Origin of the sequence: Thermostichus lividus PCC 6715 (assembly GCF_002754935.1) — a bacterium.
Classification (GTDB): domain Bacteria; phylum Cyanobacteriota; class Cyanobacteriia; order Thermosynechococcales; family Thermosynechococcaceae; genus Thermosynechococcus; species Thermosynechococcus lividus.
On record NZ_CP018092.1, the window covers coordinates 1,385,020 to 1,399,786 of the forward strand.

Sequence of the window (14,767 nt, forward strand, 5' to 3'; positions counted from 1 at the left end):
ATGCACACTGCACCATTGCCAACTGCGGTTGACTCGTCGTGCCAACACACCTTGGCGGCACCCCAGCACTGGTCAGGGGTTGGCTTGCACTCTGGGTGTGAGGTTAGCGTCACCCTGCAGCCAGCCCCAGCCAACAGCGGTCGCTGCTTTGTACGGGTAGATTTACCTCAGCACCCCAAAATTCCTGCCCGGATTGACCACGTACAATCGACACAATTGGCCACAGAGCTGGTAGGCGCTGGCGCAAGTGTTCGCACGGTGGAGCACTTACTCGCAGCACTGGCGATCGCCGGTGTGGACAACGTCGTCATTGAAGTGTCAGGGGCGGAAGTTCCTGTCCTCGATGGCTCAGCGCAACCATGGCTGGATGGCATACTCGCTGTGGGGCTGGCGGCACAGGAGGCACAGCGTCCCTGTGGTGCGCTCAGAGAACCCATTACCCTTTACGAGGGCGACGCCTTTGTCAGTGCTGTGCCTGCTCCCGCAACCCGGGTAAGCTACGGGATTGACTTTGCCTATGTAGCCATTGGTCGTCAGTGGTGTAGCTTTAGCCCTGCCGAGCTAGCAACAGAGATTGCCCCCGCGCGTACCTTTGGCTTTGCTGAGCAGGTGGAGTATTTGCGTGCCCAAGGCTTGATTCAAGGCGGGAGTTTAGACAATGCCCTTGTGTGCAGTGCAACAGGATGGCTCAATCCACCACTACGGTTTGCCGATGAGCCAGTGCGTCACAAGCTACTAGACTTCTGGGGAGATTTGGCTCTTTTGGGGGTTCCCCCCACTGCCCATTACGTGGCCTACAAAGCCAGCCATCACCTGCATACTCAACTGGCAAGGGCGATCGCCCCCCGTCTGTCCCCAGCTAGCACCCATTCTCGCCTATGATTTGTTTATCCCTCATTGCCAATCCGACTGTCTATGGCCACCTTGACCGAATTGCCTCCCACCTCGCCCGTCCTGAGTGTTACCGACCTGCAACAGTTACTCCCCCACCGTTATCCCTTTCTCCTTGTGGATCGGGTGATTGACTATGTCCCCCAAAAGTATGCCGTGGGGCTGAAGAACGTAACCATCAACGAACCATTTTTTCAGGGGCATTTTCCGGGTCGCCCTATTATGCCGGGGGTGTTAATTGTCGAAGCCCTTGCCCAAGTGGGGGGGGTGGTGCTGATGCAAATGGACTGGGCGAAAGATAAGCTCTCAGTCTTCGCGGGAATTGATAAGGTGCGTTTTCGGCGACCGGTTGTGCCGGGGGATCAGTTAATTCTGCGCGCAGACTTGCTCGTGGTGAAGCAGCAGCGTATCGGCAAAATGCAAGGCCGTGCTGAAGTCAATGGCCAATTGGTATGTGAAGGCGAGATGATGTTCTCCCTTGTGGACTAGTCAGAACAAATGATGCAAACGCTGATCCATCCTACTGCCGTTATTCACCCCAACGCTGAACTGGATCCTACCGTCCAAGTGGGTCCCTATGCGGTTATTGGCGAGCAGGTGCGAGTGGGGGCGCATACGCAAATTGGCGCGCACGTGATTATTGAAGGCCCAACGGATGTAGGGGTGGGAAACCGCATCTTTCCGGGGGCAGTGATTGGCACTATCTCGCAGGATCAAAAATATACTGGCGCAAACAGTGCCCTGCGGATTGGGGATTACAACACGATTCGCGAGTATGTGACCATTAACCGTGCCAATGGCGAGGGGGATGCAACGATCATTGGCAATCATAACTTGCTGTTGGCCTACGTTCATGTCGCCCACGACTGCGTCATTGAAGATCAGGTCGTGATTACCAACGCAGCCTCTATCGCTGGTCACGTCTGCATTGAATCCAAAGCCCGCATTGGTGGCATGGTGGGGATTCATCAGTTTGTCCACATTGGCCGGTTGGCGATGGTGGGAGCAATGGCACGGGTAGATCGGGATGTCCCCCCCTATATGCTTGTGGAGGGTCACCCTGCCCGGGTGCGTGCCCTCAACCAAGTGGGACTGCGGCGGTCTGGGGTGAGTGACAGTGAGATGCGAGATCTCAAAGAGGCGTTTCGTATTCTTTACCGTCGGGATTTACCCTTGACAGAGGCGATCGCCCAGTTAGGGATGCTCCCACCCTCTGAACACTTAGATCATTTGCAGCGGTTTTTAACCTATGCCCGCGAAGAAGGGCGGCGCGGCTTAACCCCCAGTGGGCGCTCCACCCTAGACTAGCTGGATGCTGTTTGCTGATCCCATGCCCGCTGTTGTCCTTATCCATCCGCAAATTCCACCAAATACAGGTAATATTGCCCGCACCTGCGCAGCAACTCAGACCCCCTTGCACCTGATTGAGCCGTTGGGGTTTGAACTGAGCGATCGCTACCTCAAGCGTGCCGGTCTCGACTATTGGCCCTACGTGGAACTCTATTGCCACACGGGTTGGGACACCTTTTTGCAAACACATCAATCCTCCATGGGCGGGCGACTCATCGCCTTTGAACCGGCGGCGGAAACCCTCTACTGGGATTTTCGGTTTGCTCCCACCGATTGGCTGGTGTTTGGCAGCGAACCCGATGGCATTCCTGAAGCCGTCTTGCAGACCTGCGATGCCTATCTCACGATTCCCATGTGGCAATCTGCCGTGCGGAGCTTAAACCTCTCTGCCTCGGTGGCGATCGCCTTGATGGAAGCCTACCGCCAACTCCATCAGCACCACGCAGGGAATTTCCCCCCCAAGTCGCTACACTAATCCTTGAGTCCTCATATCTATAGAAAATACCCCATGACCAACTCTCCTACCCCAGATGCCAAGCCGAGCTACGTCAAATTAGCCATGCGCAATATGGTACGCAAGGGCGGTAAATCTCTGACCCACTTTGCCCTTACGAGCTTGGGGTTACTGGCAGTGCTCGTCAGCTTATCCTATCTCACCCGCTAAGCATGAGCGTAACCGTCTATGTAGAAGTGCATCAGCCCCTGCCGGGGATTGATCTGGCGGCATTGCCTTGGCAGCAGTGGCTACAGATATGGCTACACATGGTGGAACCCGCGAGTGCCCGCAGCTATGAACTAACACTGCGCTTTACATCGGATCAAGCAATTCAACGCCTCAACCACCAGTTTCGCCATCGCGACCAACCCACCGATGTTCTGGCCTTTGCCACAAGGGATGAGGGGGTATCCCTCGCCCCTGGGGAACCTGAGTACCTCGGAGATGTCATTATTTCTGTGGAGACTGCTATCCAACAGGCTCAGGTAGGTCAGCACCCGCCACTTAGCGAAGTGGCATGGTTGGCCTCTCATGGTTTGTTACACCTCTTAGGCTGGGATCACCCAGATGCAACACAGTTAGCAGCCATGCTGGCACAACAAGCGCAGTGCTTGCAGGCAGTGGGTTTAGCGCCTCCACCCTTGATCTTCTCTGGAGATTACGTTCATGATGATCAAACGAAAGGGGGATGAGTGTGCTTAAATAGTTAGCGTTTACATAGCAGGTTTTTAACTTTTTTTTGTTAGGGTGTGTGAACTATGGCCTGTTTCCCTGTTGTCCTAGAGAGCATCCTAGAGTGAGAGGGGTATGGTGAGTACCTCTGTCAGCTTCTGTTCTTGCTGCCATAGGCTGTGGGGTTGGTTTCTTTAGCACCGGTGTGATGGATAAGGGTATGACACAAAAATTACTTGCGGCCTACGCAGAAAAAACGAGTGGAACACTACACCTGCGACAGCGCTCCTATCGGATGGCTACGTCTTTAATGAGTAGTTTCCGCTATGCGTGGGCAGGGGTGCAGTATGCATTCCAAACTCAGCGGAATTTCCGGATTCACACCGCTATTGCCGTGACGGCGATCGCCCTTGGTAGCCTTCTAAGGTTGTCACCGGTGGAACTGGCAGTCATTATCCTCACAATTGCCGTTGTGATGGGCTTAGAACTCATCAATACCGCCCTAGAGGCAGTGGTGGATCTCACGGTTGGCAAGGAGTACCATGACCTCGCCCGTATTGCCAAAGACTGTGCTGCAGGTGCTGTCCTTGTGGGCGCTACCGCCGCACTAGCGGTTGCCGCCGCCTTAATTTTACCGCCCTTGGTCTATCCTGTTTTGAGAACGCTGTTTTAGGGTTGAACTCTCGTTGACATCCTCCCCGACGCAAGCAGCGGGGATTCCCAAGCCTCACGACTTAGGTTTCTGCTTCTTTCCATTGCTGGACTTGCGCAACTGCCCTTTGAGCGTGTGCTCATCAGGTCTTACGTTAGCTCCACAGACTGACACCGTGTGTCCCACGGCCAAAATGGTTATCGCTGCATTCATATCTCGGTCATGGTGGACTCCACAGTTGGGACAATCCCACTCCCGCACAGGCAACGGCAATCGTTTGGTTTTCACGGATGAGCCGCGTCGTTACCCTGTGCAGATGGTCTTGTCTGGCGTTGGCAATCTGTTGGTGGATTCGAGCAAGGTTAAGTCGTGCTTTTTCTCGATTGCGAGACCCCTTTTGCTTGCGACTCAATGCCTTTTGTGCCCGTCGCAGTTGTTTGTCTCGCTGGTCAAGATGCTTGGGATTGGCAACCTTTTCGCCTGTACTCAGGGTGACAAGACTGCTAATCCCTACATCCAAGCCTACAGCGTTGGTGGAAGGTGGCAAGGTCAAATCGCGTGGATCGTCAAACGGCAGGCTGGTGTACCACTGCCCCGCAGGATTCAGGCGAACAGTAACGGTGGATGGCTCAACACCATCTGGCAATTGCCTAGACCATCGGATAGTCAATGGCTCGGAGCACTTTGCCAGAAACACTTTACCGTCCTTCCACTTAAAGGCAGACCCAGTAAATTCTGCACTACCGCCGTTGCGCTTCTTTTTGAAGTTGGGATATTTCGCCCGACCTGCAAAGAAGTTACTGAAAGCGGATTGCAGATGCCTCAATCCTTGCTGCAAAGGAACGCTGCTGACCTCGTTGAGAAATTGCAGGTCATCCTACTGTTTCCACGCCGTCAACAAAGCAGAGCTTTGAACATAATCAATTCGCTGTCTTAACATTGTGTCTTAACATTGTATTGTAAAAAATTGTAAATTCTGTGAGACTAGTACCCCTGTACGGCAACTTCGGAGGCGTCGAGCCTCGCTCAGTTGCCGCTCCTGTCCCTCCCTGCCCTAAAACGGTAGGGTTTCTCGGAAGTAGCGATGAAACAGACACTGATAGCACTGCTGGGGGAGGCAGCAATTACAGCGGTGAGCGACCTAGGCGATCGCCATCCCCACTTACGCGGTTACCTTCCGGAAGCAGCCTTTATTGTCACCCCTCCTACCCCTGAGCAAGGGGCAGCGGTAGTGGCCTGCGCCCATCGTGAGGGCTGGCGGGTGTTAGCCCTCGGAGCCGGCACGAAACTCAATTGGCTAGGGGGACACCCCAAGGTTGATCTTTTTTTGCGGACAACGGCGTGGCAACAGGTCATTGATCATGCTGCTGCCGACATGACGGTTACCACCCAAGTGGGAATTCGCTTTCAGCACCTTCAGCACCAGTTAGCCAGAGCCGGTCAATGGATTGCGGCGGATCCGCTTTACCAAGACACTGCAACCCTTGGCGGGTGTTTGGCCACCCAAGCTAACGGGACGCTGCGCCACCGCTATGGTTCTTGGCGCGATCAATGTCTTGGGGTGCAGTTTATTCGTAGTGATGGTCAACTGGTGAAAGCGGGCGGGCGGGTGGTTAAAAATGTGGCGGGCTATGACCTGATGAAGTTGCTGGTGGGTAGCTATGGCAGCTTGGGGATTCTCACAGAGGTAACCTTACGGGTCTATCCATTGCCAGATGCGGTTCAGCGGTGGCAGTTACACGGGGATCCTGCCGCATTGGCCACTGGGCTAGACGCCCTCTTGGCAAGTTCGCTGACCCCGGTGCGATTTGATCTAGTTTTGGAGCCCAGTGGTCGGCTGTTGCTGGATCTAGAATTCCATACCCTGCGGGAGGTTATAGCCAGCGGCACCTTGGGCGATCGCCTCGCTGACATTGCCACTGCCAGCCAACTGAGCCTACACCTACAAGAACCAGCTGGAATTCTTCTCAACCCAACCCCAGAGCAGGTGATCCTCAAGGTAGGCCTGTGCCCTAGGGATGCCCTCAAGGGGCTGATCTATCTCCACCAAGAGGCCAGCCGCTTGCATTGTGAGTGTCGCGCCACGGTGGCGATCGCCCAAGGGATCGGCTATGCCTATCTCCATGGTGATACCGCAGCCTTAGAGCAACTCATTCGCAGTCTGCGCCAGTGGGTGCAGCGGGGCTATGTCACCCTTTTGGCCGCGCCGCTGTCCTTAAAGCAGCAGCTTGACCCTTGGGACTATCGCGGCAATGCCCTTGAATTGATGCGGACTCTTAAGCAACAATTGGATGCAACGGGTGTCTTTGGTGCTGGCGCTTTTGTTGGTGGTCTCTAAGCAACGTTGTATCGACATCCCCCTGTCCGAAGGGCAAGGGTCTTACGGAGGTTTGCATGACAGCCATTGATCCCGTTGCGGGGTTTGACCGCCATTCTCCGCCCGATCCAACCCTTATTGATGCCTGTGTGCACTGTGGGTTTTGCCTCGCAACCTGCCCCAGCTATCGCATCCTTGGCACGGAAGCCGACTCCCCCCGTGGGCGCATCTATCTCATGGATGCCATTAATAACGGTGAAGCCCCCTTGGCAGCGGTGGCCAACCACTTTGACACCTGCTTGGGGTGCCTCGCCTGTGTAACTACATGCCCGTCGGGGGTGCAGTACGACAAGCTGATTAGTGCCACCCGCGCCCAAGTGCAGCGCAATTACCCCCGGGCGCCTGTGGCTCGCCTCTTCCGGCAGTTTATTTTCCAAACCTTGCCCTATCCAAATCGGCTGCGCCCCCTTTTACTGCCCCTATGGCTTTACCAGCGCCTAGGATTAGCGGCACTGGAGCGGCGAGTGGGGGGACTGACGCGCCTGTTACCAAAGCCGTTGGCGGCGATGTATGCCATGCTACCGCCGCTCTCAGCGGCGAGCTTTCGGGATACTTACCCGACGGTAATTCCTGCCCAAGGGAAACGGCGGGGGCGTGTGGGGGTGATTCTGGGCTGTGTGCAGCGACTCTTTTTACCAGAGGTGAACGATGCGACGATCGCCGTTCTGAGTGCCAATGGCTTTGACGTGGTCGTGCCGCCGCAGCAGGGCTGTTGTGGGGCGCTGCCGCACCACCAAGGGGAAGAAGCGCAAGCCCAAGCCCTTGCCCGACGCATGATTGATTGTTTTGCAGCGGCAGCGGTGGATAACGTCCTCATCAATGCCTCGGGGTGTGGACACACCCTCAAGGAGTATCATCACCTGCTGGCTCAGGATCCCGACTATGGCGATCGCGCCCGGCACTTTGTTGCCAAGGTGGACGATGTCCAAGTCTTTTTAGCAACCAAGGGACTGGTGACCCCCCTCCATCCCCTCAGCGATCGCCCCTTGACCTTGGTGTATCAAGATGCCTGCCACATGATCCACGGCCAAAAAATTCGCCTAGAACCGCGCCAACTCCTGCGGCAGATTCCCCAAGTGCAGTTGCGCGAACCCATTGATGCAGCACTGTGCTGTGGCAGTGCCGGGGTCTATAACATTTTTCAGCCTGAGGTGGCCGCAGAACTGGGGCGGCAAAAGGTGCGCAACCTCCTCAACACCCGTCCCGATGTCATTGTCTCTGCCAATGTGGGCTGTAGTGTGCAACTGAAGCGGCACCTGCAGGATCAGGGGAGCCGGGTTCCCGTCTATCACCCCATGCAGTTACTAGAGAGGTCAATTCGTGGCCAACCGCTGCCCCTAGGAGAGGTCTAGCATCCGTTGAATGGGCTGAAGCGCCGCACGGCGAATATCTTCGGGCAGGTCGATCTGGGGTTGGCGATCGCGCATACATAGATACAGCTTTTCGAGGGTATTTAGCCGCATAAAGGGACACTCATTGCAGTTACAGGTTTGATCGCGAGGCGGAGCAGGGATAAAGGTTTTGTGGGGATGCCGTCGCTGCATTTGGTGCAAAATCCCCGGTTCGGTAACGACGATAAAGGTATCTTGGTCGTGGGTGTCGGTGTACGTCAGGAGCGCCGTGGTCGAGCCAATAAAATCGGCATGACGCAGCACCCCCTCTTCGCACTCCGGATGGGCAATAACCTGTGCCGTTGGGTGCTGGGCTTTTAATTCGAGAATTCGCCGCTCTGAAAACGTTTCATGGACAATACAACTGCCCTCCCACAGCACCATCTGCCGTCCGGTTTGCGCCATCACATAGCGCCCCAAATTGCGATCGGGGGCAAAAATGAGGGGTTGATCCGCTGGCAGTTGCTGGACAATCTTCACCGCATTGGAACTGGTGCAAATAATATCGCTGAGGGCTTTAATCTCGGCTGTGCAGTTAATGTAGGAGATCACCAAATGGTTGGGGTGGCGTGCCTTAAAGGCGGCAAAAGCATCTGGGGGGCAGCTATCGGCCAAGGAGCAGCCAGCAGCCAAATCCGGCAGTAGCACCAGCTTCGTGGGGTTGAGAATTTTGGCCGTTTCCGCCATGAAGTGAACCCCAGCAAAGACAATGACATCCGCCGTCGTCTGCGCCGCTTGCCGCGACAAACCCAAGGAGTCACCAATATAATCAGCGACATCTTGAATGGCCGGATCTTGGTAGTAATGCGCCAAAATAACAGCGTTCAGCTCTTGCTTGAGCGCCTGAATGGCTGCAACTAAATCTGTTGGTAGGGGGGGGCGGGCAAGGGTGGCAAACACAGTCGCTCAACGTCCTCTGAATGAAACGGGTGTTTTCTATTATAGTGATTTTTACCAAAATCTAGCGATCGCCCGCGAGTAATTGCTGCACCAGCGATCGCGCCCCATAGCTCACCCCTGCTGTGCCCTCCCCCGGATGCACCGAGTCGCCCACCAGCCAAAGGTGAGGAATAGGGGTACGGGTCGCCAGACTAAAAGAGCCAAAGGTGCTCAGGCGCTGACTAATGCCACCGACAATGCCATCTAGGCGGGCGGTGTAGCGCGCAAAGGTGCGGGGGGTGGCCGCTTCGCAGTGGATAATGTGCTCTGGCCGCAGATCAAAGAACTGCCCCAACCGCGCCAGTGCCTGTTGGGTATAGGCTGCTTTTGTGCGCCCATAGTCTAAATCGGGCTGTCGCCAAAAATTTGGCTCCGTAAAACTAGAGGCAATGAGGGTGCGATAGCCCTCAGGGGCACGGCCATCCGCCGGCTGACTCACCGAGACAAACAGCGAATTATTTTCACCAATGGGGCCGGTGCCATCGTAGAGAAATTGCAAGTGGGGAGGGCAGTTCTCAGGAATGGCGGCGTCTTTCACCCCTAAGTAGAGCACAAACGCACCAGAGGCAGGGGGCAGGGTTTTCAGGCGGTGCAGATAGCCCCTAGGAATTGCCTTCCCAAGTAGCTGGGGCAAATTTTGGGCCGGGACGTTGGCAATAACATGATCCGCGTCAACCCGAGTGGTGGTTTTGGTTTTTAAGTTCTGTACCTCTACCCCCACAGCACGGCCGTGATCAACCAGAATTTGCGTGACCCAATGGCGGGTGTGAATTTGGCCGCCATCGCGCCGGATAGCTGTGGCCAACCGATCACTGAGGACTTGCATACTGCCGTGCAGATGATAAAGCCCATGGGGTGCCTGAGACAAACACAGAGCTGTAGCCGCATACAGGAGTGCGGTTTCTGAGGCATCGACTTGGGAGTAGAGCTTAAGTTGCAGATCTAAAAACTGCCGCAGGCGGCGATCGCCCCCTAAGCCCCACAGATGCAGCCAATCCGTCACCGTCATCAGGCTCAGCGGCAGTGTCAGCACGGTATCGGGGCGCAGCGCCTGCACCAACTGCCAGAGATCAAAGGGGGTGCGCGGTGGCAAAATGGGCTGGCGCTGTTGAAACCGCCAACTAATGGCAAAGAGCTGTTCTAAGCTTTGCCAAAAGCCTGCACTGCCCGGAAAGTGTTGTTGTCGTTCCTGTTGCCAGCGCTGGCGATCTCGCCAGACCTGAATGGGCGTTGTCTCGTTCGGCAAGTAAACTGCACAGGCTGGATCGCAGGGAGTTGCGGTGGGTAGGGGAACCTCCAGTTCAGAGAAAATTTGCTCGTGGATTCCCCCGGTTCCAAGCCAGCGACTTGGGTGGCACCGACATCAAAGGTAAAGCCACGCCGCCAAAATGTTGACGCACATCCTCCCAGTTGCTGCGCTTGCTCAAAAACGGTTACCCCGTAGCCGTGCCGCGCTAACAAGGCTGCCGCCGTTAAGCCACCGATACCAGCCCCGACAACCACAACTTGACGGGTCATGCCTCATCCTCAAAAACCCTACCTAGTTCCTAGGATGGCACTTTTTTAAGTTTTGTAACAAGTCTTAGTTAGGCAAGATGCGCATTAAGGGTTGGCCGTATTCAATGGGGGCGGCGTTCTGCACCAGAATCTCAACCACTTGGCCGTTGACTTCTGACTCAATCTCGTTCATTAGCTTCATCGCTTCGATAATACAGACCACCTGTCCTTTGGTGACCCTATCGCCCACTTCCACAAAGGGCGGCTCATCGGGGGCCGGAGCGCGGTAAAACGTACCCACCATGGGGGCAGCAATATCCACGGTTTTGCGGTTGGCCGGGGGTGGGGTGGGTTCTGAGTCTGCCGCTAGCACCGGGGGAGCCGGGGGTGAGGCTGCTGTAACCACTGGCGGGCTAGAGCTACTGAGGTGCTCACCCTTGCGCAGTTGCAGTTCCAGTTCACCGCTTTTGAGGTTGAGTTCGGTGACACTGGTTTGATCAAACATCAACAACAGTTCGCGTACTTGGTTGAGATCAAGCTCCACACCCGTTACTCCTATTCGCGGCCAAGGTAAGAATCGGTGCGGGTATCAATGCGAATCCGCTCACCCACTGAGATAAATAACGGCACCATGACTTGGGCGCCGGTCTCGACGATGGCTGGCTTTGTGCCGCCGGTGGCGGTATCCCCTTTGACCCCAGGATCGGTCTGCGTGACTTCTAAGACGACGGAGTTGGGCAACTCAACCTCAAGGACTTGCTCGCCCCATTTGATAATATTCACTTCCATGCCTTCTTTGAGGTACTTGGCGCGATCGCCCATCTGACTCGGCGACAGCCGTGCCTCTTCGTAGCTTTCCATATCCATAAAGACGAAATCTTCGCCATCTTTATAGGTATGTTGCATGGTGCGTTTTTCTAGGGTGGCTTGGGGAACCGTTTCCCCAGCACGAAAGGTGCGCTCAATTACATTCCCCGTCTGCACGTTTTTTAATTTGGTGCGCACAAAGGCCGAGCCTTTACCGGGCTTGACGTGTAAAAACTCAACAACCCGCCAGACGGAACCATCTAGCTCAATACTCACACCCGGGCGAAAATCATTACTGGAAATCATGTCCTACCGTGCAGTTCACCAAGCTACCATTGTACCGTTGTGAGGTTCCGATTCCGGCGATCGCCCCTAGGATTTCCCTAGACTTGGATCCATTAGCACCCCAAGGAATTGTTACGTTTGGCTTACCACCGTGTAGTGATAGAATTACCCTAGATGTAATGTACTTCGGCTAACGACAGGCTAAGGACAGTAACTATGGCAGCAACCCTTGAACTGTGCAATGAAAATGTTGAAAAAGTTCTTGATGAACTGCGCCCTTACCTGATGGCGGACGGCGGCAATGTTGAGCTTGTCGAAATTGAAGGTCCAGTGGTGCGGCTGCGGTTGCAGGGAGCCTGTGGGTCGTGCCCCAGTTCAACGATGACCCTGCGTATGGGGATTGAACGCAAGTTAAAAGAGTCGATTCCCGAAATTGCTGAAGTGCAGCAAGTGCTATAGGGTGCTTGTAAATTGGTAAAAATGCGAGGGGAGCGTTCCTGTGGCGATCGCCATTGCGCTTAAGCCAGACACGATTGATCGCCTTGATCTGACGCCCCTCAGTGCTGCCTTGGAGCCACTGATGGCCGCAGGTACCCTGCTTGAGCACCATCAGTCCCTAAGCTTTACCATTGAGTATCCTCGCCCTGACGAGGACCCCGATTTAGAGTTATCAGAGCTTGCCCCGGTGCGTCTCTGGTTTATTCGTGCCGATGTTTGCTATCCGTGGCTGCCCTACCTGCTCAACTGGTCAGAGGGGGAACTGGTTCGCTATGCCGCTATGCTGATTCCCCACGAGTTTCATCCGCAGCAGGGCATTGTGTTTAACCCCCAAGCCCTTGATATTTTTGTTATGGCCAAGGTCTTTACCCTGTGGCAATGGTTGCAAGCCCACGGCTACGCCGCCCCCGAAAAGGTGAAGGCCATGGCCGCTATCTTTGGCTACGACCTAGATAGCGATCTGTTTGCCCTGCTGTAACCTAGCGAGGCGAGTTGCTGCGGGTCGTAGTTCCTTTGATACACTAAGCAAAAGACTACTCCCTACGTACTATGCCGCGATCGCAACGGAACGATAACTTCATTGACAAAACCTTTACGGTCATGGCCGATCTCATTCTCAAGGTTTTGCCCACCAGCTCCCAAGCCAAAACCGCCTTTGCCTACTATCGCGACGGGATGTCAGCGCAGGCGGATGGTGAGTACGCCGAGGCACTGGAAAATTATGAAGCAGCTCTTGAACTGGAAGAAGACCCCAACGATCGCAGTTATATCCTGTACAACATTGGCCTGATCCACGCCAGTAACGGTGAGCACGAGAAGGCATTGGCCTACTATCACCAAGCCCTTGATCTAAATCCGCGGATGCCCCAAGCCCTCAATAACGTGGCGGTTATCTATCACTATCTCGGGACACTGGCTGAGGAGCAACAGAACTCCGAGGAGGCAGAGCAGTTATTTGATCGGGCAGCGGACTACTGGAAACGGGCGATTCAGCTTGCCCCTAATAACTACATTGAGGCACAGAACTGGCTGAAAACCACCGGGCGATCCAGCATGGATGTGTATTTCTAGGTAGCAACCCATGGGAACTAAAGTGATTACCGCAGAGGATGTGCGCAAGGTGGCTCACTTAGCGCGCTTAGCCATTGAGGAAAGCGAAATTGCCGCCCTGACTGCTCAGCTAGATAGCATTCTTGACTACGTGAACCAGCTTAGTGAACTGGAGGTTAGCACTGTGGCACCCACCACCCGTGCCATTGAAGTGAGTAATGTAACCCGTCCCGACACCTTGAGCACCGACGCAAACCGCGAAGACCTGCTGGCGATCGCCCCTGATCGCGAAGATGACTTTTTCCGTGTGCCCAAAATTATTTAACCCTGTTTGTGCGCCGTCAACCCCTGCAACTGGATCTGTTTCCCTTTCTGTCGATTTTGGCCTGTACGATTGGCACCCTGATCCTACTGGTGGTGGTCATTAGCGTCAGCAGCCTCACTCGCGAGCGCACTACCGTCCAAATTTTGGCGCGGGAAACAGCCCAAAATGATGGTCGCGCCCCCCGCTATTTAGAATGCCGCCGCGATGGGGTCGTCATCCATCCCCAACGGCAACTGGTTCTCCAATCGCAGTTAGCCAGCAACACGTCATTGCTGGCGATTTACCTTGCCAACCTGCGCAACCGGGGCGATCGCGAATACGTGATCATTGCCGTGCGTCCCGATGGCTTCCCCTGCTTTGAGCAGGTACGCGAACAGGTTGAGCGTGCTGGTCTGGCCATTGGCTACGAACCCTTTAATGCTGAGTGGGAGTTGTGCGTCCCCGCCCCGGGGCGCTCTAACTGCCCTTAGTTACGTTGGTGCATTGCCTCTTTGACCTTGGTCTCCCCCTGAGGATTGTTTTGTTCTCGGTAGAGTTTTAGTGCCGTTTGGTAGGCACTACGCGCCTCTGAGCGACGACCTTGCACTGCCAAGGCGCGTCCGAGCTTATAGAACCCTTCAGGGTTGGTGGGGCTAATGCGGGTAATTTGGCGGTAGGTGGCAGCCGCCTCCAGAGGGTTATTTTGCTGCATCAGCAGATCTCCTAACTGGATATAGGTGAGAAGGCGCTCTGGATTCAGGGAAATCATCCGGCGATAGGCTTGTACAGCGCGCTGGGGTTCATTCGCCGCTGCGGCTAGCTCAGCAATTTGCTCTAGTAGGTCTAGATCTCGCTGACCCATTGCCATCGCTTGGTCAATGGCCTGCCAACCGCTGGCTGGGTCTCCAGCCGCCAACAGTGCCATCCCCAAATTCAGTTGCACCGAGGCATTATTGGGGGCTAAACGTGCAGCTTGCCGGAGCGTGGTAAGAGCCTCCGCCACGTTGCGCTGCTGGAGCAAGAGCACGCCTAATCCCTTATGGGCAGACCAACTGCGTGGCTCTAAGCTAATCACAGAGCGGTAGGCCTGGATCGCCCCTTGGGGATCGCCAAGGCGCGCCAAAATCACCGCCAGCCCTTCGTAGGCTTGAGCATTGCGATTATTGAGGCGAATGGCTTGGCGATAGGCAGCCGCAGCCCCATGGTTTTCCCCCATCATCCCTAGGCTGTAGCCCAAGGCATAGTAAAAGTCTGGGTTTTGGCGATCGAGTTCAATGGCTTGCTGGTAAGCACGGGCAGCCTCCGCAAATTGCCCCCGCTGGGCATAAATAAACCCAAGGGCAGAATGAACACGAGGATTGCGACTATCGCTTTGCAGGAGTTGCTGATAGACCGCAAGGGCTTGATCGTAGCTGCCCGCCTCCACCAAACGACGACCTTCCTGCATGAGCACGGCCAATTGACTATTAGCAACCGCAGGGGTGGCAACCCCTAAGGTCACAGCGATCGCCCCTAGGGCGCACATCTGTCGTAATTTCATCGTGAGTGAGTTCTCCTC

Annotated in this window: 18 protein-coding genes and 2 pseudogenes; 14 read left to right on the top strand and 6 right to left on the bottom strand. The window is 55.2% G+C overall.

Annotated elements, in window-relative coordinates; translation table 11 throughout:
* The 7 genes from lpxC to BRW62_RS07020 all read left to right on the top strand — a co-directional run bounded on the left by lpxC (position 1) and on the right by BRW62_RS07020 (position 4,082).
* A complete protein-coding gene (gene lpxC / locus BRW62_RS06990) occupies positions 1 to 882 on the top strand; it encodes a UDP-3-O-acyl-N-acetylglucosamine deacetylase (RefSeq protein WP_099798852.1) in 882 nt (293 codons plus the stop codon).
* Positions 883 to 915: 33 nt separating this feature from the next.
* Positions 916 to 1,380 (top strand): 3-hydroxyacyl-ACP dehydratase FabZ, encoded by a 465-nt coding sequence (gene fabZ / locus BRW62_RS06995; RefSeq protein WP_099798853.1) that lies wholly within the window; start codon positions 916 to 918, stop codon positions 1,378 to 1,380.
* 12 nt (positions 1,381 to 1,392) lie between these two features.
* Entirely contained in the window at positions 1,393 to 2,199 is an 807-nt protein-coding gene (lpxA, locus tag BRW62_RS07000) for an acyl-ACP--UDP-N-acetylglucosamine O-acyltransferase (protein ID WP_198406237.1), read from the top strand.
* A 22-nt stretch (positions 2,200 to 2,221) separates the two neighbouring features.
* Positions 2,222 to 2,716 (top strand): tRNA (cytidine(34)-2'-O)-methyltransferase, encoded by a 495-nt coding sequence (locus BRW62_RS07005; protein WP_099799872.1) that lies wholly within the window; start codon positions 2,222 to 2,224, stop codon positions 2,714 to 2,716.
* 33 nt (positions 2,717 to 2,749) lie between these two features.
* Complete coding sequence (locus tag BRW62_RS07010) at positions 2,750 to 2,905, top strand: DUF3285 domain-containing protein (RefSeq protein ID WP_099798855.1); 156 nt, start codon at positions 2,750 to 2,752, stop codon at positions 2,903 to 2,905.
* Positions 2,906 to 2,907: 2 nt separating this feature from the next.
* A complete protein-coding gene (gene ybeY, locus BRW62_RS07015) occupies positions 2,908 to 3,429 on the top strand; it encodes an rRNA maturation RNase YbeY (RefSeq protein ID WP_099798856.1) in 522 nt (173 codons plus the stop codon).
* 200 nt (positions 3,430 to 3,629) lie between these two features.
* Complete coding sequence (locus tag BRW62_RS07020) at positions 3,630 to 4,082, top strand: diacylglycerol kinase family protein (protein ID WP_099799873.1); 453 nt, start codon at positions 3,630 to 3,632, stop codon at positions 4,080 to 4,082.
* A 54-nt stretch (positions 4,083 to 4,136) separates the two neighbouring features.
* Here the strand turns inward: BRW62_RS07020 and BRW62_RS07025 are convergent.
* Positions 4,137 to 4,995, bottom strand: a pseudogene (locus tag BRW62_RS07025) (RNA-guided endonuclease InsQ/TnpB family protein); the annotation flags it as partial.
* 150 nt (positions 4,996 to 5,145) lie between these two features.
* Between BRW62_RS07025 and BRW62_RS07030 the strand changes: the two are divergent.
* Together BRW62_RS07030 and BRW62_RS07035 are read left to right on the top strand one after the other, a co-directional pair.
* Positions 5,146 to 6,399 carry an FAD-binding oxidoreductase gene (locus BRW62_RS07030; RefSeq protein ID WP_099798857.1) on the top strand — a complete coding sequence of 418 codons (1,254 nt, stop codon included), beginning with the start codon at positions 5,146 to 5,148 and terminating at the stop codon, positions 6,397 to 6,399.
* A 56-nt stretch (positions 6,400 to 6,455) separates the two neighbouring features.
* Positions 6,456 to 7,790: a (Fe-S)-binding protein gene (locus BRW62_RS07035; protein ID WP_099798858.1), complete on the top strand. Its 1,335-nt coding sequence runs from the start codon at positions 6,456 to 6,458 to the stop codon at positions 7,788 to 7,790.
* Here BRW62_RS07035 and nadA read toward each other — a convergent pair.
* The 4 genes and pseudogenes from nadA to efp all read right to left on the bottom strand — a co-directional run bounded on the left by nadA (position 7,776) and on the right by efp (position 11,378).
* Complete coding sequence (gene nadA / locus BRW62_RS07040) at positions 7,776 to 8,729, bottom strand: quinolinate synthase NadA (RefSeq protein ID WP_099798859.1); 954 nt, start codon at positions 8,727 to 8,729, stop codon at positions 7,776 to 7,778. The genes BRW62_RS07035 and nadA overlap by 15 nt on opposite strands.
* A 61-nt stretch (positions 8,730 to 8,790) precedes the next feature.
* Positions 8,791 to 10,286, bottom strand: a pseudogene (gene crtD, locus BRW62_RS07045) (C-3',4' desaturase CrtD).
* A 64-nt stretch (positions 10,287 to 10,350) separates the two neighbouring features.
* Entirely contained in the window at positions 10,351 to 10,809 is a 459-nt protein-coding gene (accB, locus tag BRW62_RS07050; RefSeq protein ID WP_099798860.1) for an acetyl-CoA carboxylase biotin carboxyl carrier protein, read from the bottom strand.
* Between the two features lie 11 nt (positions 10,810 to 10,820).
* Entirely contained in the window at positions 10,821 to 11,378 is a 558-nt protein-coding gene (gene efp / locus BRW62_RS07055; RefSeq protein WP_099798861.1) for an elongation factor P, read from the bottom strand.
* 195 nt (positions 11,379 to 11,573) lie between these two features.
* Between efp and BRW62_RS07060 the strand changes: the two genes are divergently transcribed.
* From BRW62_RS07060 to BRW62_RS07080, 5 genes are all read left to right on the top strand, one after another.
* Positions 11,574 to 11,816 carry a NifU family protein gene (locus BRW62_RS07060; RefSeq protein WP_099798862.1) on the top strand — a complete coding sequence of 81 codons (243 nt, stop codon included), beginning with the start codon at positions 11,574 to 11,576 and terminating at the stop codon, positions 11,814 to 11,816.
* Between the two features lie 40 nt (positions 11,817 to 11,856).
* Positions 11,857 to 12,333 (top strand): CRR6 family NdhI maturation factor, encoded by a 477-nt coding sequence (locus BRW62_RS07065; RefSeq protein ID WP_099798863.1) that lies wholly within the window; start codon positions 11,857 to 11,859, stop codon positions 12,331 to 12,333.
* Positions 12,334 to 12,404: 71 nt separating this feature from the next.
* Positions 12,405 to 12,926 (top strand): photosystem I assembly protein Ycf3, encoded by a 522-nt coding sequence (locus BRW62_RS07070; RefSeq protein WP_099798864.1) that lies wholly within the window; start codon positions 12,405 to 12,407, stop codon positions 12,924 to 12,926.
* Positions 12,927 to 12,936: 10 nt separating this feature from the next.
* Positions 12,937 to 13,230, top strand: a complete 294-nt coding sequence (gene gatC / locus BRW62_RS07075; protein ID WP_099798865.1) for an Asp-tRNA(Asn)/Glu-tRNA(Gln) amidotransferase subunit GatC — start codon at positions 12,937 to 12,939, stop codon at positions 13,228 to 13,230.
* Positions 13,231 to 13,238: 8 nt separating this feature from the next.
* Complete coding sequence (locus BRW62_RS07080) at positions 13,239 to 13,700, top strand: hypothetical protein (RefSeq protein WP_099798866.1); 462 nt, start codon at positions 13,239 to 13,241, stop codon at positions 13,698 to 13,700.
* Here the strand turns inward: BRW62_RS07080 and BRW62_RS07085 are convergent.
* Positions 13,697 to 14,749 carry a tetratricopeptide repeat protein gene (locus tag BRW62_RS07085; RefSeq protein ID WP_099798867.1) on the bottom strand — a complete coding sequence of 351 codons (1,053 nt, stop codon included), beginning with the start codon at positions 14,747 to 14,749 and terminating at the stop codon, positions 13,697 to 13,699. The two genes, BRW62_RS07080 and BRW62_RS07085, sit on opposite strands and share 4 nt — an antisense overlap.
* Positions 14,750 to 14,767: the final 18 nt, after the last annotated feature.